Origin of the sequence: Achromobacter sp. Root565 (assembly GCF_001427425.1) — a bacterium.
GTDB classification, from domain to species: Bacteria; Pseudomonadota; Gammaproteobacteria; order Burkholderiales; family Burkholderiaceae_B; genus Achromobacter; species Achromobacter spanius_D.
Genome location: NZ_LMGO01000005.1, coordinates 633,793 through 654,701 on the forward strand (window position 1 = coordinate 633,793; position 20,909 = coordinate 654,701).

Consider the following 20,909-nt stretch of genomic DNA (forward strand, 5'->3'; position numbering starts at 1 on the left):
TCACTCTCCAGTTCTGCAGGTCGCAGACATTGCGGTTGCCGCATGGGAGTGAAGATTGCGCCTGCCGGCGCAACAGAAAAAATACTATGTTGATATGCGGGTATCGGCCGCGGATATGGCCTTTTAGCGGCCCGTCAGGAAGGCAGAGGCTCCGCGCCTGCCAGACCTTTTTCCTGCACGTGCTGCATCACGAACTCGCTGAGCAGCGTGCGCACCGCTTCGGCGGGCGGCGCCAGCGGCACGTCATTGGACGCAATGACCGCCGCCGTCAGATAAACCGGCGGTTCGATCAGCACGGCCGACACCATCGCGTTGCCCGGCTGGCCCGAGAAGTCGCCCAGCGGCAGGATGGTGTGGCCGATGCCCGCCTGCACCGCCGACAGCATGCCGGAAAAAACCTCGGTTTCCGCCACCACCTGCGGCGTGATGCCGGCCTCGGAAAACAGCCGGTCCAGCAGATTGCGCGTCATGTTGGGATGCGCGGGCAGGATGAGCGGCATGTCGGCCAGTTGCTCGAAGCGCATGGCGGACGGCCGGCGCCCGGGCTTGCGCGGGCTGATCACGAAAAGCCGTTGCCGGAACAGCGCTTGACGCGCAAAACCCGTGGTCGGTTCGTCCTCGAACACCAGCGCCAGATCCAGCGAACTGTCACGGATGCGGACGCCCAGCTGACCGCTGGCATCGCTGCTGAAGCGCAGGCTGATCTTGGGCAGCGCCGTGCGGCATTTTTCCATCAGTTCGCCGGCCAGAAACGACGCCAGCGTGGACGACATGCCGATGCGCACCACGCCCTGGATGTCGCCGCTGAGCGAGCGCACGATCTGCGGGATGCGCTCCATGCGGCTCAGGATGGAAGCGGCCTCCGTGTAGAGCGCGGCGCCCGCGGCCGTGGGACGCGCGCCCCGCGCGCTGCGATGCAACAGCGTTACGCCCAACTCTTCTTCCAGTGCCGCGATCTGCTGGCTAAGCGCGGGCTGCGCCACCGGGATGAGCGCCGCTGCGCGGGAAAAACTGCCCGCCTCAACGATCTTCACGAAGTACCGGAGATGGCGCAGCTGCACGGAAACGCTCCGGTCAGAATGTCACGGTGACCGATGGCGCGCTGCGCTGGGCTTCGCCATGGAACACGGCTTCGATGTTGTTGCCGTCCGGATCCAGCACGAAGGCGCCGTAGTAGCCGGGGTGATATTCGCGAAATCCCGGCGCGCCGTTGTCCTTGCCGCCGTGGGCCAGCGCCGCCTTGTAAAACGCGTCGACCATCGCCTGATCGCGCGCCTGAAACGCAAGATGGTGGCGTCCCGTCAACTGGCCCAGCGCGGCCTGGCTGTCGGCCGATGAGACGAAGAGCTCGTCCGCCCAGAAATAATCGTCGGCCGTGCCGCCCATTGGCACCTCGAGCGCATCGAACACCGCCTGGTAGAAACGCTGGCTGGCCGGCAGGTCGCGCACAACAAGCTGAATGTGATCGATCAGGCGGCCGCGATGGATCTCGTTGGTCTGCATGACGACTCCTTCCTGGTGGGGGATCGGTCGACTATAGCGCCATCCGGTGCGGCCGATATGGGGGCTCGATCAAATGACAAGGCCCGCATTGCCCTGCCGGGCAATGCGGGCCTGAAGACCGCGGTCATGTGGGGCGTGCGCGGCACGCCCCCGGGCTCGATCAGCCAAACACGCGGAAGCGCTCGGCATCGTCCATGAAAGCCTTGTCGCCGAAACCGGCTTCGTTCGAGCCAAACGGCATCTGCGCGCGCAGCTTCCAATAGGCGGGAACGTTCCATTCGCGCGCGACGGCGGCGTCGATCAGCGGGTTGTAGTGCTGCAGGCTGGCGCCGACGCCGGCGTTGGCCAGCGCGGTCCACACGGACAACTGGGCCATGCCGCCCGATTGCTCCGACCAGACCGGGAAGTTGTCGGCGTACAGCGCAAACTTTTCCTGCAGGCCGCGCACCACGTCCTGGTCTTCGAAGAACAGGATCGTGCCCACGCCGGCGGCAAAGCTCTTGAGCTTGGCTTCGGTCTTGTCGAAACCTTCGGCGGGCGCAACCTTGCGCACTTCTTCCGTGGCCAGGTTCCAGAGCTTGTCGCTTTCGGCGCCAAACAGAATCACGGCGCGCGAGCTTTGCGAGTTGAAGGAGGACGGGCTGTGCTTGATCGCGTCCTGGATCAGCGTGGTCAGTTCTTCCTTGGAGGCCGACAGGTTGCGGCCCAGCGAATACTGCGTGCGGCGCTGCTTGAGCGCTTCGAGATATGCGTTGCTCATTATTTGACCTTTCGACCAGTAGATAGAGATGACGATGGAAGGCATTCTACCGGCTCGACCATGACGCGAATACCCGTTCAAACGCACTTTGGCTGGAACATACTGTTCCACAGGTGATGCCAAAGGGGCCGAAACGTGCGATCTGCGCGAGCAATCGGCCGCCTTCGGGTGGCCGCCTCCCGACGGCCCGCCTTCAGTCGTTTGGTCTCGTCAGAGGTCCATGTCCAGGACGCGAGTCACCGTATTGCAGGAAGCGCACTGGCCCGCCACGATCAGGTTGCTGAAGAAGTTCTGTACCGTGTCCGGGTCTTCGTCCCAGAGCTCGTCCGTGCCGTCGTAGTCGAACTGCGCGAAGACGCTGAACCGCGTGCCCTGGCAGGCGGGGCATGCAAAGGCCTGGGCCGCTCCCTCGCCGCGGATCTTGGCCGAGCAATCCAGCTCGCCGTGGTAGCCGTGGATGTCGCTGTCGAACACCACGACGCCATCCGGCGCGCCGTCCCATTTGACCGCCAGCGGAGAGACGAACTCGTAGTCCTGGACGTGTTCGTTGTAATCGCGCAGGTCAAACCCGAAGATCTCCCCCGTCTGCGCCCCGTCCGCGCCCAGCAGGCGGAACGCGACAGCGACCTCGCCCCGATCCTCCACGAGCAGCGGCACGGGCGCGGTGCGCACGCCGTCCAGGCAACGGGGCGGATGGGAAAGGACGTGATCGTATGTGGGATCGGATGTGGGATCGGACATGCAGCGGGTCTCCTGTGAAGCACGAAGATTGAAGAACCCGTGACTATAGACAATTGCCGATCCCCTCGATCCGTCAGTCGGCGCGGAACCCCGTCGCCTTCACCACGTCGGCCCAGCGCTTCGATTCCGCCGTCAGCAAGGCCTGCAGCGCCTGCCGGTCCGAGCCCACCACGACGAATCCCGCTTCGCCCAGCGTCTTCACGGCGGCCGGCTGGCGCAGCGCGGCGGCGCTGTCGGCCTGCAAGCGGGTCAGCACGGCGTCTGGCGTGCCGGCCGGCGCGAACAGCGCGAACCACGCGCCGAAGTTCACCGCCGGCAGGCCGCCCTCCGCGAAGGTCGGCACGTCAGCCAAAGCGGGCGAGCGCTTCGCGCCGGTGGTGGCCAGCGCGCGCAGTTTGCCGCCCTGCACCTGAGGTGCGGCCAGCGCCGTCGTCACGAAGGCCGCCTGCACGCCCCCGGACACCAATCCCGACACGGCATCGCCCGTCGACCGGTAATGGATCGCTTCGATCTTCAAGCCCGCCTCGCGCGCAAAAAGCTCCGCGCCGAAATGGCCCGGCGTGCCCGCGCCGAAGGTGGCAAAGTTCACGCGGTCCGGCGCCTTTTTCGCGGCATCGACGAAGGCCGCCAGGTCCTTGTAGGGCGAGCTGGCCGGCACCACCAGCACGAAGTCGGCACGCACCACCTCGGAAATCGGCGCGAAATCGCGGGGCGGATCGTAGTTCAGGTTGCGGTAGGTGGCGGGCGAAATGCTGATGGAGCCGACTTCGCCCAGCAGCAGTGTCTGGCCGTCGGCCGGACTGCGCGCGACCGTCTGCGCGGCAATCTGTCCGCCCGCGCCGACCTTGTTTTCCACCACCACGCTTTCGCCCAGCAGCGGTCCAAGGTGCTGGGACAGTGTGCGGGCGACGATGTCCGGCCCCGTGCCGGGCGGAAAACCCACGTTCAGGCGCACCGGCCCATTGGGAAACTGCGCGGCTGCCGCAAGCGGCAGGCACAGCATCAAACCGCCCAGCAGGCGGCGCAACATCGTTTGCATGGTTGTCTCCTGGTTTTTTTAATGCCGCGGCGGCTGCCGCGGGTTCAGCAAATGCGATAGAAGCGCAGTTCGACGCGGTCGGGATAGCGCGCACCGGTGCCGATGAACAGGCTTTCGTTCATCCAGCCGAGCGCGGGCGACGACGTCTCAAAGCGGGGATAGCTGCGAAAGTAGATGCGCGCCGGATCGACGGCTTCGCCGCGCGCCAGCCGCGCGATGTCCTCGGCACTGCCCGTGCGGATGCCGGTGTTCTCGACATACACGCGCTCGCCCGCGGGCGTCTCGATCACGTAGCGCGCGTGAATGTCCGTGAACGTGGCCGAGCGGATGATCTGGAAGTCCGCGCCACCGGGCAGCACTTTGCCGGACAGGCGCGGGCCTTCGACCGTGCCGCCGGTGATCGGGATCACGCGGCGCCGGCCCTGCGGCGTATCGCCCACTTCCTGCGGCGCGCCCACGTCGACCACGACGGTGGTCACGTGTTCCAGCCTGGGCGATTTGGGTTCGTTGATGGCATCGGGATCGCTCATGGTTTTTCTCCGCGGGCAAGGCGCAGCGCGGCGGGGTCAAAGCCCGCCAACTGCTTGTAGCGCAGCGACACCGCCGCCAGTTCTTCGCCCGATATCACATCATTGATGTCCGCGAAGCCTTGCGGCGCGCGTTCTTCGGCCATCTGCATCACCTGCTCGGGGCCGTTCAAACGGTTGCGCAGCACGATGCCGGCGGTGCGCGGCAGGCGTTCGGCCTCGTACTCCAGAAGCGCGATCTCTGCCGAGCGCGCCTTGCCACGCTCGGCCTGATCCAGCCAGTCAGCCAGGCAGCGTGCGTCCAGGATTGCCTGGGCGGATCCGTTGGAGCCGATGGGATACATCGGATGTGCCGCATCGCCCAAGAGCGTGATGCGGCCGCGCGTCCAGCGCGGCAACGGGTCGCGGTCCACCAGCGGAAATTCGTAGATCGCCTCGGCGCCGTCGATGATGGCAGGGATGTCGATCCAGTCCCAGCGCCAATCGGCAAAGCGGTCTGCGAAGACGGACTTGTCGACCTTGCGGTTCCAGTCGGTGGCGGGCAGTTCCGCGCCGGGGATCGACAGCTCGGCGATCCAGTTGATGAGCGAGCGGCCTTGTTTGCGCAGCGGTTCGGAGATCGGGTAGCAGACGAATTTCTGGTCCTGGTGCCCCGCCATGAACATGCTGCGCCCGTCCAGATACGGCGGCGCCTCGGTCACGGCGCGCCACAGCATGCGCCCGGAAAACCGCGGATCGTCCCCCACCGGATGCAGTTGACGGCGCAGCGCCGAGTGGATGCCGTCGGCGCCCACCAGGATGTCGCCGTGCACGGTCTGCAGCACGTTGTCCGCGCGGCGGCGGAACTGCGCGTGCACGCCCCCCGCATCCTGGCTGGCCGATTCCAGCACCATGCCCGGCACGATGGCATCCGGCCCGAGCCGGTCGCGCACGGCCTGCGCCAGCAGCATCTGGAATTCGCCGCGATGCACGGAAAACTGCGGCAGCGGATAACCGGCCTGCAGGCCGCGCGGCTCGCGCCAGATCGGCTGGCCAAGCTTGTTGTAGTAGTGAAGCTGCGAGGTCTCGATGGCGCGTTCGGCCAGCTCGGGCATGAGTCCCAGCTGTTCGATCTCGCTGACCGCGTGGGGCAGCAGATTGATGCCGACGCCCAAGGGCCGCAATTCCTGCGCGCTTTCATAGATGCGGCAGCCGATGCCGCGCCGATGCAGCATCAGCGCAAGGGTCAGCCCGCCGATACCGGCGCCGGCAATGACGATTTGCATGTCTACTCCTGGTCTTATTTGTTATGCAACATAACAAAATTGCCGTGCATTTCGCACGAGGGATTTCCCGCAATCCGGTGGCGCGGCGGCGACGCCTGCATTAGTGTTGAGGCCCGTACGCGATCCGCCCCCAATGTCCAGAGCCTCCGCCCCACACCCTCGCCGCCCTGCTGCCCGCGGCGAACACTTCGATCCGCATGTGCCCGGCATACAGTACGGCGCCCTGGACGACCTGGTCGGCTACGCCATCCGTCGCGCGCAGATACTGATCTACGAGGACTTCCTGGCCGCGCTGGCGCCGTGGGATATCACGCCGCAGCGCTACTCGGCGCTGACGCTGATCGCCGCGAACGAAAACCTCAAGCTCACCGACCTGGCCCGCATCCTGGGCATCGCGCGTTCGGGCGCGGTGCAGATCGTCAACCAGCTGCAGGAACTGGGCTACGTGGAACGCCAGGAGGCCGAACGCGATCGGCGCGCCTACGCGTTGGCCATGACGCCGGCCGGCCATGACGCACTGGCCGCCATCACCGAGGCCGTGCAAGCGCACGACGCGCGCATCAGCGGAAAACTAGGCGCGGCGGATCGGCGCAAGCTGATCGGGTTGCTGGGCAAGCTGGGCTAACGCGCCCCCGATATCGCGCCTTTGCCCCACTCCGGGCATTCCCCTATTACCTCGGCGCCGTCAAAAAACTATCGTATTCGAGAATTATCAAATAAGAGAATTCTCGCTTCCGACAAAATGACTGCTGAAACCCTATACGACTTTGCCGTGGTCGGCGCCGGGATCGCCGGCGCCTCCGTGGCCTACCGCCTGAGCGCCTCGGCGTCCGTGGCAGTGCTGGAGCGCGAATCCCAACCCGGTTATCACTCCACCGGCCGCTCCGCGGCCATGTTCATGGAGACCTACGGCACCTCGCAGATCAAGGCGCTCACGCGCGCCAGCCGCGCGTTCTACGAACATCCGCCGGAAGGCTTCTGCGAGCATCCGCTGCTCAGTCCTCGCGGCGTGCTGTACATCGCAACGCCAGATCAGAAGGACCTGCTGCAGGATGCGTTCGAAGATTTTCACCGGCAGTCGCCCAACGTCACCCTGATCGACGCCGCGCAAGCGGTGGCCCGCGTGTCCTGCCTGCGCGAGGACCAGCTCTGCGGCGCTATCGAAGAGCCCGATGCGCGCGACATCGACGTGCATGCCCTGCACCAGGGCTTTCTGCGCGGCATGAGCCGCCAGGGCGCCGTGCTGCACAACAACGCCGAACTGGTCCGCGCCGTGCACGAGAACGATGTCTGGACGCTGAGCCTGGCCGATGGCCGCCAAATTCGGGCGCGCGCAGTCGTCAACGCCGCGGGCGCATGGGCCGACCACATGGCTGCCCTATGCGGGGCGGCTCCCGTCGGCCTGCAACCCTGCCGCCGCACTGCCTTCACCTTCAGCGGTCCGGACGACGTGGATTTCTCGCACTGGCCCGCCGTGGTCGGCGTGGACGAAAGCTATTACTTCAAGCCGGACGCCGGACAGCTTCTGGGCTCGCCCGCGAATGCCGACCCGGTCGACGCGCACGATGTCGTGCCCGAAGAGCTGGATGTGGCCACCGGCATCTACCGCATCGAAACCGCCACGACGCTGACCATTCGGCGTCCGAAGCACACCTGGGCCGGCCTGCGCTCGTTCGTGCGCGACGGCGATTTCGTCGTGGGCTGGGACGCGGCCACGCCCGCCTTCTTCTGGCTGGCTGCGCAAGGCGGCTATGGCATCCAGACCGCGGCGGCCACGTCCGAGCTGGCGGCCGCGCTGCTGACGCGCCAGCCCCTTCCCGATCACCTGCACGCGCACGGCGTCAATGCCGACGCCGTGCGGCCCGAGCGCCTGCGCTAATCCGGCTTTCGACAACCGAGACCCCGATCACCGAGACCCCGACATGACCGCCATCACCCGTTACCCCAGCCCCCTGCCCATGCCCTTTTCGCGCGCCACCCAGGCGGGCGGCTTCCTGTTCCTGTCCGGCCAGATCCCGTTGGACGCCGACGGCCAGGTCGTGCGCGGCGACATCACCGCACAGACCCACGCCGCCATCGAGCGCATCAAGGAAACGCTGGCAATGGCCGGCGCCAGCCTCAAGGACGTGGTGCGCGTGACCGTGTGGCTGACCGATCTGGCGCTGTTTGCGCAATTCAACGAGGCCTACCGCAGCCATTTCCCGTCCGATTTCCCCTCGCGCTCCACCGTCGAGGCCAAGCTGGCCTTGGACGTGGACGTCGAGATCGAAGTGCAGGCATGGCTGGGCGACGCCCAGGCCAAAGGCCCCGCGGCCGCCTGAAGCCGTATTGGTTCGATTGCATGACACCGCCAGGCCCACGCCTGGCGGGGCGACACCCCCAAGCGCGCGCCCCGATGCCCGCGCCCTCAAGCCCCCACTTTTGCGCGGAGCGTCATTCATGAAAATCTTTTCCGGGTCCCTGGCGACCGAAACGAACACCTTTTCCCCCATCCCGACCGGCCTGGCCTCCTACCGGGCGCGCGGCTACTACCCCGCCGGCCAGCATCCGGACCGCATGCAGATGTTCTCGGGCCCGCTGTGGGCCGCGCGCCAGCGCGCCGCGGGCAAGGACTGGACGCTTATCGAGGGCCTGACGGCGGGCGCAACGCCGGCCGGCGTCACCACCCGCCACGCCTACGAGACGCTGCGCGATGAGCTGCTGGACGATCTGCGCCGCGCGGGCAAGGTCGATATCGCGCTCTTCGGCCTGCATGGCGCCATGGTCGCCGACGGCTACGACGACTGTGAAGGCGACCTGCTGCGCCGTGCGCGGGAGATCGTCGGCCCCGGCACCGTGATCGGCGCCGAGCTCGACCCGCACTGCCACCTGACCGATGCGATGGTGGAGAGCGCCGACTTCCTGGTCTGTTTCAAGGAATACCCCCACACCGACATCCTGGAACGCGCGTTCGACCTGGTCGACCTGTGCGTGGCGCGCGCCGAAGGCCGCATCAACCCCACGCGCGCGGTCTACGACTGCGAGATGATTTCCATCATGCACACCAGCCGCGAGCCGATGCGCAGCTTCGTGGACCGCCTGCTCGCGATGGAGGGCAAGGAAGGCGTGCTGTCCGTGTCCATCGCGCACGGCTTTCCGTGGGGCGACACGCCGGACATGGGATCGAAGGTGCTGGTCTATACCGACGGCGACGCCACGCAGGCCGAGGCGCTGGCGCGCACGCTGGGCGAAGAGATCATCGGTTTCCGCGACCAGCTTGCGCCGCCCTACCCCGGCGCGGACGAAGCGCTGGATGAGGCGCTGGCGCACAAGGAGTTTCCGGTGGTGCTGGCCGATTCGGCCGACAACGCCGGTGGCGGCGCGCCCAGCGATGCCACCTTCATCCTGGAACGCGTGCTGGCGCGCGGCATCACCGACGTCGCCACCGGCCCGTTCTGGGATCCGGTTGCGGTGCAGCTGTGCTTCGAGGCGGGCGAAGGCGCGCAGATCAAGCTGCGCGTCGGCGGCAAGGTGGCGCCGGTGTCGGGCCAGCCGCTGGACCTGGACTGCGAGATCCTGGCGCTCAAGCGCGACGCCGTCATGACCGGCTTGGCCGGCACGCCCGCGCTGCTGGGCGACGTTGCCGTCGTGCGCACCGGCGGCGTGACCCTCGTGATGACCACCTCTCGCACCCAGGCGATGGGCACCGACCTTTTCACGCAGTTCGGCGTGGACCTGGCCGCGATGAAGCTCATCATCGTGAAGTCGTCGCAGCACTTCTACGCCTCGTACTCGAAGGTGGGCCGCCACGTCATCTACGTCGAGACGCCGGGCGCCATCACGAATGACCTCAACACGCTGCCATTCTTCAAGCGCAAGCTGCCGAAATGGCCGTTCAAGGCCTGAGGCCGGGGCCCATGACCAACCACCATTGCTGCCCATGACCGGCAGACCAGAACCAACAAGGGGAAATCCATGATCAAACGTTTCAGCCTGCTGGGAGCCGCGGCGCTCCTGGCCATGAGCGCCGCGACCGGCGCGCTCGCCCAGACCAAGACGCTGCGGCTGGTGCCGCACGCGGACCTGAAGACGCTGGACCCGCTCTTCAACACCGCCTACATCACGCGCAACCACGGTTACATGGTGTTCGACACCCTGTTCGCCCAGGACAGCAAGGGCCAGGTCAAACCGCAGATGGTGGACACCTGGACCAAGTCCGAAGACGGCAAGACCTGGACCTTCACGCTGCGTCCCGGCCTGAAATTCAACGACGGCACGCCGGTGACGGCCGAGGACTGCATTGCGTCGATCCAGCGCTGGGCAAAGAAGGACACGCTCGGCCAGGCCATGATGGCGGCCGGCGCGGAATTCGCCGCCACCAACGAGAACACGTTCACGCTGACGCTGAAGGAGCCCTTCGGCCTGGTGCTGGATGCGCTGTCCAAGCCCTCGGGCATGCCGCCCTTCATCATGCCCAAGCGGCTGGCCGCCACCGATCCGAACACCCAGGTCACCGAAATGGTCGGCTCGGGCCCGTTCCTCTTCAAGCGCGATGAATGGGTGCCCGGCAACAAGGTCGTCTACGTGAAGAACCCGGCCTACGTGCCGCGATCCGAAGCGCCGGACGGCCTGGCGGGCGGCAAGAACGTCAAGGTGGACCGCGTGGAGTGGGTCTACATCCCGGATGGCAACACCTCGACGGCCGCGCTGATGAACGGCGAGGTCGACATGATCGAACAGGTCACGCCCGACTTCCTGCCGGTGCTGGAAACCAACCCGGACATCACGCTGAGCACGTCGGTCGCTTCGCAAGGCATGGTGATTCTGAATTCGCTGCATCCGCCGTTCAACAACCCGCTTGCGCGTCAGGCCGTGTACTACCTGGTCAGCCAGAAGGAAATGCTGACCGCGATGGGCTACCCGGACAAGTACCGCGTGGACTACTGCGCCACCATGTACATCTGCGGCTCGCCCCTGGCGACCGACGCGGGCGCCGCGCCCTACGCCAAGACCGATCCCGCGCGCGCCAAGCAACTGCTGCAAGAGGCCGGCTACAAGGGCGAGAAGGTGGTGCTGCTGTACCCCACTGATCACCTGAGCGCCCCCGCGGTCATGGTGCTGGCGCAGAACCTGAAGAAGGCTGGCGTGAACGTGGATCTGCAGTCGATGGACTGGGCCTCGCTGGCCGGCCGCCGCCTGAAGAAGGACCCGCCCGCCCAGGGCGGCTGGAACATCTTCCTGACCTGGGGCGGCTACTTCGACGCCAGCACGCCGGTGACCAACCCCTGGCTGTCCGCCGCCTGCGGCAACAGCCTGCCGGGCTGGCCGTGCGACAAGGAACTGGACACCCTGCGCACCAGCTGGATCCGCGAGACGGACGCCGCCAAGCGCAAGGACCTCGCCGCGCAGATCCAGGCGCGCGCCTACCAGACGGTGCCGTACGTGATGTGGGGCGAGTTCAAGCCTGTCTTCGCGGTGCGCGGCTTGAAGCAGACCGGTCTGATCGAGTCCGGCATTCCGGTGATGTGGAACATCGAGAAACCGTAAGGCAGACGCCGGGCGCCGCACGCGCCCGGCCGCAAGCCGGGGGGAATCCAGCGTGAAATTCATCCTGCGCCGCATCGCGGCCGTCATACCCGTCATGGCCGTCGTGGCCGTCGTGGTCTTCCTGCTGATACACCTATCGCCGGGCGATCCCGCGGCAGTGATCGCGGGCGACAACGCCACCGCCGACGACGTCGAAAAAATCCGGCAGAACCTGGGGCTCGACAAGCCGCTCCTGCAGCAGTTCGTCATCTGGATCAGCCATATTGCCGTGGGCGACCTGGGCACCTCGATGTCCACGCAGATGCCCGTGTCTCAGCTCATCGCGCAGCGCATGGGCCCGACGATCTCGATCGCGCTCTTCACGATGCTGTTTGCCGTGCTGGCGGCGATTCCGCTGGGCGTGCTGGCCGCCTGGAACGCCGGCAAGTGGCTGGACAGGCTGGTGATGGTGGGCGCGGTCTGTGCGTTCTCGGTCCCCGTGTTCCTGATCGGCTACAGCCTCGTGTACGGCTTTTCCATCAAGCTCGGCTGGCTGCCGGTGCAGGGTTACAAGCCGCTGGCCGATGGCCTCGTGCCTTACTTGCGCCACCTGGTGCTGCCCTGTCTGTCGCTGGGCCTGGTCTACATGGCGCTGCTCACCCGCATGACGCGCGCCACCATGCTGGAAGCCCTGTCCGAAGACTACATCCGCACCGCGCGCGCCAAGGGCCTGTCGTCCGGACCCGTCGTCTGGCATGCGCTGAAGAACGCCGCCAATCCGATCATCACTACGATCGGCGTGGGCGTGGCGCTCCTGATCGGCGGCGTCGTCGTGACCGAGACCGTGTTCGCGATCCCCGGCCTGGGCCGCCTGACCATCGACGCCGTGCTGCGCCACGACTATCCGGTCATTCAGGGCGTGCTGCTGGTGGCCTCGGGCATCTACGTGCTGATCAACCTGCTGGTCGACCTGAGCTACCGGCTCTTCGATCCCCGCATCCGCTACTGAGAAGAGGCAACGCATGAACACGACCACCCTGCCGCTTCCCGCCGCGCGCCCACGCCTGCGGCGCGCCTTCCGATCCGTGCGCCGCCACCCCATGCTGTATGCGGGCGGCGCGATCCTGCTGGCGCTGGCCGCCATCGCGCTGGCCGCGCCGTGGCTGGCCACGGTCGACCCGCAGGAGATCAATCCGATGGCGCGCATGAAGCCGCCGTCGGCGGAGCATCTGTTCGGCACCGACGCGCTGGGCCGCGACGTCTATTCGCGCACCGTCTGGGGCGCGCGCATTTCCCTCCTGGTCGGCATCGTGGTGGCGGTCGTCTCCACGGTGGCCGGCGTGGTGCTGGGCATGATGGCCGGTTACTTCCGCCGCATCGACGCCCTCATCATGCGCATCATGGACGGCCTGATGGCCATCCCCGGCGTGCTGCTGGCCATTGCGCTGATGGCTACGCTGAAGGGCGGCCTGGGCACCGTCATCATCGCCATCGTCGTGCCCGAAGTGCCGCGCGTCGTGCGCCTGGTGCGCGCGCTGGTGCTGACCATCCGCGAACAGCCGTACATCGAGGCCGCCGTGTCGGTCGGCACCCGTGTGCCGTCGATCCTGATGCGCCACATCCTGCCCAACCTCTTCGCGCCGCTGATGGTGCAGGCCACGTTCATTGCGGCCTCGGCCATCCTGACCGAAGCGGTGCTCAGCTTCCTGGGCGTGGGCATCCCGCCGCACATTCCGAGCTGGGGCAACATCATGGCCGAAGGCCGCAACTTCGTGGCCGTGGCGTTCCACATCATCCTGTATCCGGGCCTCTTCCTGGGCGTGGCCGTCCTGGCCGTCAACCTGGTCGGCGACGGGCTGCGCGACATGCTCGATCCCCGCCTGGCCAAGAAGCTGTAGGAGCGCACATGCAAACCCAACCCGTCCTGCGCGTGCAAGACCTCACCACCTGTTTTGACGGCGACGACACCACCGTGCTGGCCGTCGACAAGCTCTCGTTCGACCTCCTGCCCGGCGAAACGCTGGGCCTGGTCGGCGAATCGGGCTGCGGCAAGAGCGTCACCTCTTTGTCCATCATGCGGCTGCTGCGCGCCCCGGGGCGCGTCGCGGGCGGCAGCATCGAATTCGACGGCCGTGACCTGCTGGCGCTGCCCGAGAAATCGATGCGCGCCATCCGCGGCAACCAGATTTCGATGATCTTCCAGGAGCCCATGACGTCGCTGAACCCCGTCATCACGGTGGGCAAGCAGATCAGCGAATCGCTCATGCTGCACCAGGGCCTGTCGCGCCGCGAGGCGCTGGTGCAGGCCGAGGCGCTGCTGGAGCTGGTGCAGATTTCCGATCCGGCGCGCCGCGTGCGCGAGTATCCCTACCAGCTCTCGGGCGGCATGCGCCAGCGCGCCATGATCGCCATGGCGCTGGCCTGTCAGCCCAAGGTGCTGATCGCCGACGAGCCCACCACGGCGCTCGACGTCACCATCCAGGCGCAGATCCTGCACCTTCTGCGCGACATCCAGGCGCGGCTTGGCACGGCCATCGTGCTGATCACGCACGACCTGGGCGTGGTCGCGCAGATGTGCCAGCGCGTGATCGTCATGTATGCCGGCCGCAAGGTCGAGGAAGGCAGCGTGGACGACGTGCTGGACCGTCCGCAGCATCCGTACACGCAGGCGCTGATCCGTTCGCTGCCCGACTTCGTCGACGGCCAGGACCACACAGCCCGGCTGGCCGAGCTGCCCGGCATCGTGCCCGTCAGGACGCCCGCGTCGCGCGGCTGCGCCTTTGCCGCGCGCTGCCCGCAGGCCCTGCCGCGCTGCACCGAGGAAGCGCCGTCCGCCACCGACGCCGGCGCCCGCCACCGCGTCTGGTGCTGGGCGCGCCAGGACGCCCCCGCGCCCGCCGCCCTGACCGCGTGAGACCCGCCATGAACCTGCACGACATTCCCCTCGCGTCTTCCGCACCCGCGGCCACCGCGGTGCCCATGCTGGAAGTCATCGGCCTGAAGAAACACTTTCCCGTGGACAGCGGGCGCGGCGCCAAGGTGCTGCGCGCGGTCGACGGCATCTCGCTGTCGGTGCCGCGCGGCCAGACCCTCAGCCTGGTCGGCGAATCCGGCTGCGGCAAATCCACCACCGGCAAGTGCCTGATCCGCCTGACCGATCCCACTGAAGGCCGCATCCTGCTGGAAGGCGAGGACCTCGCCAAGATGGACAGCAGCCAGTTGCGCGCCATGCGCCGCCGCATGCAGTTCATCTTCCAGGACCCGTTTTCGTCGATGAACCCGCGCATGCGTGTGCGCGACATCATCGGCGAGCCGCTGCGCAACTTCGGCCATGGCCGCGAGGCCATCCGCGAACGCGTGGCGCAACTGCTGGCCCGCGTCAGCCTGCGGCCCGACGCCGCCGACAAGTATCCGCACGAATTTTCGGGCGGCCAGCGCCAGCGCATCGTGATTGCGCGCGCCCTGGCGCTGGATCCAGGCCTCATCGTCTGCGATGAACCGGTGTCGGCGCTGGACGTGTCGGTGCAGGCGCAGGTCATCAACCTGCTGATGGACCTGCAGCGTGATCTAGGGCTGACCTATGTGTTCATCTCGCACGACCTGAGCGTCGTGCGCCATATCAGCCACCGCGTGGCCGTGATGTACCTGGGCAAGATCGTCGAGATCGGCACCCGGGATGCCATCTTCGACCGCCCAGCCCACCCTTACACCCGCGCGCTGCTGGCCGCCGTGCCGTCCGCCCGTCAGGGAGAACGCAATCCCGTCGAGGTCCTGAAGGGCGAAATTCCCAGCCCGCTGTCGCCCCCGTCCGGATGCGCGTTCCGCACGCGCTGCCCCATGGCACAGCCACGCTGCGCCGAAGAAACGCCCCAGCCCCGCCAGATCGCCACCGAACAGCAGGTCGCCTGCCACTTTGCCTGATCCCCGCATTGCCTGATCCCATCTAGCCGGAGAACCGCATGTCCCAGCCCGACACCACCCCGTTCGACTACATCCTCGCCGGCGGCACCGTCATCGACGGCACCAACGCCCCCGGGCAGCGCGCCGACGTGGGCGTGCGCGGCGACCGCATCGCCGCCGTGGGCGACCTGTCCGGCAGCGCCGCGCAACGCCGCATCGACGTGACGGGCAAAGTGGTGGCGCCCGGCTTCATCGACTCGCACACGCACGACGACAACTACCTGCTCAAGCGCCGCGACATGACGCCCAAGATCTCGCAGGGCGTCACCACTGTCGTCACGGGAAACTGCGGCATCAGCCTGGCGCCGCTGGCCCACGCCCACGCCAGCCCGCCCGCGCCGCTGGACCTGCTGGATGAAGGCGGCTCGTACCGCTTCGAACGTTTCTCCGATTACCTGGACGCCCTGCGCGCCACGCCCGCCGCCGTCAACGCCGCCTGCATGGTCGGCCACTCCACGCTGCGCGCCGCCGTCATGTCCGACCTGCAGCGCGCCGCCACGGCGGGCGAAGTGCAGGCCATGCAGACGCTGGCCGACGATGCGCTGGCCAGCGGCGCCATCGGCATCTCCACCGGCACGTTCTACCCGCCGGCAGCCAAGGCCACCACCGAGGAAATCATCGAGGTCTGCCGCCCGCTCAACACGCACGGCGGCATCTACGCCACCCACATGCGCGACGAGGGCGAACACATCGTGGCGGCACTGGAAGAGACCTTCCGCATTGGCCGCGAACTGGACGTGCCGGTCGTGATCTCGCATCACAAGGTCATGGGCCAGCCCAACTTCGGCCGCTCCGCCGAGACCCTGCCGCTGATCGAGGCCGCGATGGCCAAGCAGGACGTCTCGCTGGACGCCTACCCCTACGTGGCCGGCTCCACCATGCTCAAGCAGGACCGCGTGCTGCTGGCCGGCCGAACCATCATCACCTGGTGCAAGCCCTTTCCCGAACTCAGCGGCCGCGACCTGGACGAGGTGGCCGCCGAACGCGGCAAGTCCAAATTCGACGTGGTGCCCGAGCTGCAACCGGCAGGCGCCATCTATTTCATGATGGACGAGCCCGACGTGCAGCGCATCCTGAAGTTCGGCCCCACCATGATCGGCTCGGACGGCCTGCCCCACGACGAACGCCCGCACCCCCGCCTGTGGGGCACCTTCCCGCGCGTGCTGGGCCATTATTCGCGAGACCTGGGCCTCTTCCCGCTGGAGACCGCCGTGTGGAAGATGACCGGCCTGACCGCCGCCAAGTTCGGCCTGGCCGAGCGCGGGCAGGTGCAGCCCGGTTACTTCGCCGACCTCGTGGTCTTCGACCCGGCTACAGTGGCCGACGCCGCCACCTTCGAACGTCCTACCGAACGCGCGGCGGGCATCCACTCGGTCTACGTCAATGGCGCGCCCGTCTGGCAAGACCAGGCCTTCACCGGCCAGCACGCCGGCCGCGTGCTCGCGCGGAGCGCCGCATGAGCGCTCGCAAACTTCATCTGGCCGTCGCGCAGCTCGGTCCCGTCCAGCGCAGCGACACCCGGGTTCAGGTCGTGCGCCGGCTCATCGACCTGCTGGAAGACGCCCACAGCCGCGGCGCGGCCTGGGTGACGTTCCCGGAACTGGCGCTGACCACGTTCTTTCCGCGCTGGTCGATCGACGATCCCGCCGAGGTGCAGGCGTTTTTTGAAACCGAGATGCCGGGGCCATTGACCCGCCCGCTGTTCGACGCGGCGCGCGACAAGGGCATCGGCTTCTACCTCGGCTACGCCGAGCTGGCGGACGGCGTGCAATACAACACCAGCATCCTCGTCGGGCGCGACGGGCAGATCGTGGGCAAGTACCGCAAGATCCACATCCCCGGCGACGCGCAAGCCGTCGACGGCGCGCCCCTGCAGCACCTGGAAAAAAAGTACTTCGCCGTCGGCGACCTGGGATTTCCGGTATGGCAGACCCCGGACGCCGCCATCGGCATGTGCATCTGCAACGACCGGCGCTGGCCCGAAACGTTTCGCGTCATGGGCCTGCAGGGCGTGGAGGTCGTCATGGCGGGCTACAACACCCCGTCCGGCTACGTGCAATGGAACGAGCCGATCCACCTGCGCATGCACCACCACCTGCTGTCGCTGCAGGCCAGCGCCTACCAGAACGCCTGCTGGGTGGCCGCCGCGGCCAAGGCCGGCGTCGAGGAAGGCAACCCCATGATCGGCGGATCCTGCATCGTCGCGCCCACCGGAGAAATCATGGTGCGCACCTTTTCCGAGGACGACGAGGTCATCAATTTCGTCTGCGACCTGTCGGTGTCGGATCACTACCGCGCCAACATCTTCAACTTCGCCGCCCACCGCCGGCCCGAGCACTACCGGATGATCGTCGAGCGCACCGGCGCCCAGCCCCCCGCCTGACCCGGCCAACCCCTTACAATCCGGCTACACGCGGCGGGGCTTGCGGGCCCTGCCCCAGCCCTCAACCCTAAAAGCCAGACCGCTACATGGCCCCAACCGGCAACACATCCCCGCCCGAAATCGTGGGCAAGGAAGAAATGGGCGCCCGCCTGCGCGCCGAGCGCAAGGCCAGGAAAATGACCTTGCAGGCGCTGTCCAAGGCCAGCGGCATCGCGGTATCGACGCTATCGAAGGCCGAACTCGGCCAGATCGCCCTCAGCTACGAAAAATTCGCCGCGCTAGCCCGCGCGCTCGACATCGACATGACGCGCCTGTTCATGCTGCGCGACGCCGCACAGGCCGCGGTCGCCCCCACCTTCGTCAAAAACCGGCTCAGCGATGCCCGCGATTACATCACCGAGAACTATCACTACCGCCTGCTGATGGGCGAATACCCCGGCAAGAAGATGCTCCCGATGGTCGCCATGATCGATTCGCGCAAGGTCGTGGAGTTTGAAGACTACATCCGCCATCCCGGGCAGGAATTCGTCGTGGTTTTGTCGGGAAAGGTGCGAATCCAGTTCGAAAACGGCGACAGCGTCGTGCTGAACCGGCTGGAGTCGGCATACTTCGACAGCAGCATCGGCCATGTGTATCTGTCGCTGAGCAGAAAGCCGGCCGAGGTGCTGGCGGTGTGCAGCGATATGGAGGATGTGCCGGATCGGTTGAAGGGCGCATGATGGCGCGCAGCTGCGCGCCATCTCATTTCGGCGGGGAGGCGCCCTGGGACGTCGTGGCGGAATCCGCTGCAGGCGCGAGCATCTTGCTTGCTTCGCGTGACAGGTCCACGCCCTTTTTGTCCGGCGTCACCAAGCCCCAATCGTAGCGGGCCACGCGCGGCAGACCGCCCAGACACGCGTATACCGACTTCGTTCCGCTCAAGTCCAGGATATTGATCCGCAGCCGAGGCTTTTCCTGGACGAGCTGTGCGGCAACCGCGCAAATATCCTGGCCGCACTCGTCTGACCCACCCAAGAACATGAACACCAGGGCATCGCGCTTGACGCCATCCACGGAAGCTGCCGCGGTTCTCAACCCTTCGGCCAACGCCGCCTTGCCTGCGCCTTGCGTGGATTTCACCGCCTCCAGCAGCTTTGCTCGATTCTCCGCTTGAAAAACGCCCTGGCGCAGGGGGGTCCCGCACTGCAATGCAGGAAACGTCACCAGTTGCGTGTTCGTGACGGCGGGCAGGCGGTCGACGATCCGCTGTATCTCATGACGACCGATGGCAAGCCGCGCAGGCCCGCCAGTCTTTGGAGGCGCGGCCTGCATGCGCGACGCCGTTTCCAGCACGAGCACCAGCTCCGCGGGCCATTCAGGATCGGGAACGGGTTCCTCTTCCGGTGGGGGCTTCGGTGCAGGCACAGCTGCGACGACCGGAGCGGGCGCCTGCCCCATCCACCACCAAGCGGCGGCCAGGAGCATCGCAAGGACGAGCAGCGCCCCCGCCGCCAACCACCGCCAGGGCGCGACGGACTTGACCGGCGGCTCGGCGGCAGCGGGTGGCGCGGGTGGCGCTTCATGCAAACGCATCAGCAACCGCCCGTCCACGCTATACAGCTTGTCCGGATCCGGAGGGGTCCGCAGCGCCTCGATCCGCAACGCCTGGTCCGCCATCCCACGCGCACGCATGGCCTCTGCCAGGCCACCCAGGGTGGCGACATGCGCATCGTAGGCGCGAAGCAGCGCCTGCTGGGCGTCAGCAGACAGCGCGGCATACTGCGTGACCGCCCCCTGCTGAGAGGTCCACCACTCGAGGACGCCGTCCGCGCCAAGCCGGGGCATGGCATAGGCCGCCGCCACGCCCGGCGCGAAATGCTTGCGGATCAGCTCGATCGGCTCGCCGTAGGTGCCGGCCAGCGACGCCTCCGACATATTCCCTCGCGGGTCCCGCAAGAAGCGTTGCATGGCGTAGTCTCGAAGGTTGCGCTTACGGTGGTTGTCAGGGAACGAGGTCCAGGCTCTTTTGCAGCCTGAGCACTTCGGCCTGCTTGGCCTTGATCTGCGCTTCCAGGGCGGCATCCGAAACATTGACGTTGATGGGCGTCTTCAGTGCACGTTCCGACTGCGCCAGCTGCCGCTTGAGCTCCTCGCTGTCTTTCGACTTTGCCCTTGCCTGGTCAAGCAGCTTCTTGACCGATGCAGACAGCGCATTACGCGCCTTGGTCTTTTCGGCCAATGACTTTCCGATTGACGCCCGTTGCGCCTCCAGATCGGCTAACACCTGTTTGGCTTGCGCATTCTCGGCTTGAGCCGCCCGCACGTCGTCTTCACGCTGGGCCACGTGTTTGCCATAGCCTCCGCCCACGTCGCAATTCATCTTTGTGATGAAGCCGGCATTCGTGTTCGAAGGATCGCAATCAGCTGCCGTCGTGGCGCAACCGGCCAGAACGACCAGCGCCAGGATCGGAGCAGCCCGCGCAATCCGCGTCGTCAAGCGCTTCATGCCTTTGCCTCCCCAAGATCGATGGCGCCGCGCAATGCGAAGTAGCTGTCCGCTTCTTTGTTGAGCTTCGCAATCTTGCTCTCGAGCACGGCCAATTCCTTTTGCATTTCCTTGGTGTCCTTCGCGCTGCCGCCAGTTTGCACGCCCGCCTGGCGATACTGTTCCGCGACACCCTTCATTCGATCGATGTCGCTCTTGATGACCCCAATGTTGGCGTCGATCTGCGCGAGCTCCTTACGAGCGGCGCCTTGGTCGGCGGACTTCGTTGCAATCTCGGATTGCAGTTGGGCGAGCTTTTTCTTGTCGTCGGCCATCACGGCCACGATGGAGTTGCTTCGATCCTGGACCTTCTGCGTATCAGTCTTGATGTCGTCGCCCATCGCCTTGAGCTGATCCGAGGTGTTCTTGTACTGACTGCGGCGAACATCCAGGTAGTAGTTGGCACCCAATGCCACGCCACAAGCCGCCACGGCACCCACGACCGCACCCGCTGCTTTATTTTTGCCGCCCGCCAGCAGTCCGACGGCCGCCCCGGCCGCCGCGCCCAACATGCAGGCCTCCAGGCCCGACTGGCTGAAGAACTTGGCATCACTGCCCTGCGTCAGACGCGGATCGGGCTTTACGCCATTGTTGAGCAGGGAGCTGCCCGTGCTGGCGCACCCGCTGATCCCCAAAGAGCAGACCATCATCAGAACGACCGGAATGCGATTCCACTTCTTTGCAAATAAAGCCATGAGAACT

22 protein-coding genes are annotated in these 20,909 nt (G+C 66.6%); 12 read left to right on the plus strand and 10 right to left on the minus strand.

The genetic code is table 11. The annotated features are described in order from the left end of the window. Positions 1-134: 134 nt before the first annotated feature. The 7 genes from ASD71_RS19535 to ASD71_RS19565 all read right to left on the minus strand — a co-directional run bounded on the left by ASD71_RS19535 (position 135) and on the right by ASD71_RS19565 (position 5,835). Positions 135-1,061, minus strand: coding sequence for a LysR substrate-binding domain-containing protein (locus tag ASD71_RS19535; RefSeq protein ID WP_056568414.1), 927 nt, complete (start codon positions 1,059-1,061; stop codon positions 135-137). A gap of 13 nt (positions 1,062-1,074) precedes the next feature. Beyond that, a complete protein-coding gene (locus tag ASD71_RS19540; RefSeq protein WP_056568420.1) occupies positions 1,075-1,503 on the minus strand; it encodes a VOC family protein in 429 nt (142 codons plus the stop codon). A 160-nt stretch (positions 1,504-1,663) separates the two neighbouring features. Then, the gene (locus ASD71_RS19545; protein WP_056568423.1) at positions 1,664-2,263 is read right to left on the minus strand and encodes a nitroreductase family protein; all 600 of its coding nucleotides are present in this window, start codon (positions 2,261-2,263) and stop codon (positions 1,664-1,666) included. Positions 2,264-2,473: 210 nt separating this feature from the next. Further along, positions 2,474-3,004 (minus strand): hypothetical protein, encoded by a 531-nt coding sequence (locus ASD71_RS19550; RefSeq protein WP_056568426.1) that lies wholly within the window; start codon positions 3,002-3,004, stop codon positions 2,474-2,476. A gap of 73 nt (positions 3,005-3,077) precedes the next feature. Beyond that, positions 3,078-4,043 (minus strand): tripartite tricarboxylate transporter substrate binding protein, encoded by a 966-nt coding sequence (locus tag ASD71_RS19555; protein WP_056568430.1) that lies wholly within the window; start codon positions 4,041-4,043, stop codon positions 3,078-3,080. 44 nt (positions 4,044-4,087) lie between these two features. Then, positions 4,088-4,573, minus strand: a complete 486-nt coding sequence (locus ASD71_RS19560) for a DUF3237 domain-containing protein (protein WP_056568433.1) — start codon at positions 4,571-4,573, stop codon at positions 4,088-4,090. Next, positions 4,570-5,835, minus strand: coding sequence for a flavin-dependent oxidoreductase (locus tag ASD71_RS19565; RefSeq protein ID WP_056568434.1), 1,266 nt, complete (start codon positions 5,833-5,835; stop codon positions 4,570-4,572). The genes ASD71_RS19560 and ASD71_RS19565 overlap by 4 nt, the downstream gene beginning before the upstream one ends. A gap of 133 nt (positions 5,836-5,968) precedes the next feature. Between ASD71_RS19565 and ASD71_RS19570 the strand changes: the two genes are divergently transcribed. From ASD71_RS19570 to ASD71_RS19625, 12 genes are all read left to right on the plus strand, one after another. Then, a complete protein-coding gene (locus tag ASD71_RS19570) occupies positions 5,969-6,460 on the plus strand; it encodes a MarR family winged helix-turn-helix transcriptional regulator (RefSeq protein ID WP_056568437.1) in 492 nt (163 codons plus the stop codon). A gap of 117 nt (positions 6,461-6,577) precedes the next feature. Then, a complete protein-coding gene (locus ASD71_RS19575) occupies positions 6,578-7,714 on the plus strand; it encodes an FAD-binding oxidoreductase (protein ID WP_056568440.1) in 1,137 nt (378 codons plus the stop codon). A gap of 43 nt (positions 7,715-7,757) precedes the next feature. Then, complete coding sequence (locus tag ASD71_RS19580; protein WP_056568441.1) at positions 7,758-8,156, plus strand: RidA family protein; 399 nt, start codon at positions 7,758-7,760, stop codon at positions 8,154-8,156. A gap of 118 nt (positions 8,157-8,274) precedes the next feature. After that, positions 8,275-9,720: a M81 family metallopeptidase gene (locus tag ASD71_RS19585; protein ID WP_056568443.1), complete on the plus strand. Its 1,446-nt coding sequence runs from the start codon at positions 8,275-8,277 to the stop codon at positions 9,718-9,720. Positions 9,721-9,789: 69 nt separating this feature from the next. Next, positions 9,790-11,361 carry an ABC transporter substrate-binding protein gene (locus ASD71_RS19590; protein WP_056568445.1) on the plus strand — a complete coding sequence of 524 codons (1,572 nt, stop codon included), beginning with the start codon at positions 9,790-9,792 and terminating at the stop codon, positions 11,359-11,361. 52 nt (positions 11,362-11,413) lie between these two features. Then, positions 11,414-12,349, plus strand: coding sequence for an ABC transporter permease (locus ASD71_RS19595; RefSeq protein ID WP_056568448.1), 936 nt, complete (start codon positions 11,414-11,416; stop codon positions 12,347-12,349). Positions 12,350-12,362: 13 nt separating this feature from the next. Beyond that, on the plus strand, positions 12,363-13,238 hold the full coding sequence (locus ASD71_RS19600; RefSeq protein WP_056568451.1) for an ABC transporter permease: 876 nt from the start codon (positions 12,363-12,365) through the stop codon (positions 13,236-13,238). Positions 13,239-13,246: 8 nt separating this feature from the next. Next, on the plus strand, positions 13,247-14,254 hold the full coding sequence (locus tag ASD71_RS19605; protein ID WP_056568453.1) for an ABC transporter ATP-binding protein: 1,008 nt from the start codon (positions 13,247-13,249) through the stop codon (positions 14,252-14,254). Positions 14,255-14,262: 8 nt separating this feature from the next. After that, complete coding sequence (locus tag ASD71_RS19610; protein ID WP_056568455.1) at positions 14,263-15,261, plus strand: ABC transporter ATP-binding protein; 999 nt, start codon at positions 14,263-14,265, stop codon at positions 15,259-15,261. A 38-nt stretch (positions 15,262-15,299) separates the two neighbouring features. Next, positions 15,300-16,760, plus strand: a complete 1,461-nt coding sequence (locus ASD71_RS19615) for an amidohydrolase family protein (protein ID WP_056568458.1) — start codon at positions 15,300-15,302, stop codon at positions 16,758-16,760. Beyond that, entirely contained in the window at positions 16,757-17,683 is a 927-nt protein-coding gene (locus ASD71_RS19620; protein WP_056568460.1) for an N-carbamoyl-D-amino-acid hydrolase, read from the plus strand. Before ASD71_RS19615 ends, ASD71_RS19620 begins: the two co-directional genes overlap by 4 nt. An 86-nt stretch (positions 17,684-17,769) precedes the next feature. Next, a complete protein-coding gene (locus ASD71_RS19625; protein ID WP_056568463.1) occupies positions 17,770-18,402 on the plus strand; it encodes a helix-turn-helix domain-containing protein in 633 nt (210 codons plus the stop codon). A gap of 22 nt (positions 18,403-18,424) precedes the next feature. Here ASD71_RS19625 and ASD71_RS19630 read toward each other — a convergent pair whose 3' ends face one another. From ASD71_RS19630 to ASD71_RS19640, 3 genes are read right to left on the minus strand one after another with little or no spacing between them, the layout of a single operon-like run. Next, a complete protein-coding gene (locus ASD71_RS19630) occupies positions 18,425-19,630 on the minus strand; it encodes a hypothetical protein (RefSeq protein ID WP_156395230.1) in 1,206 nt (401 codons plus the stop codon). A gap of 34 nt (positions 19,631-19,664) precedes the next feature. Beyond that, the gene (locus ASD71_RS19635) at positions 19,665-20,168 is read right to left on the minus strand and encodes a hypothetical protein (protein WP_056568470.1); all 504 of its coding nucleotides are present in this window, start codon (positions 20,166-20,168) and stop codon (positions 19,665-19,667) included. Next, a complete protein-coding gene (locus ASD71_RS19640; protein ID WP_056568473.1) occupies positions 20,165-20,902 on the minus strand; it encodes a hypothetical protein in 738 nt (245 codons plus the stop codon). The genes ASD71_RS19635 and ASD71_RS19640 overlap by 4 nt, the downstream gene beginning before the upstream one ends. Positions 20,903-20,909 lie beyond the last annotated feature (7 nt).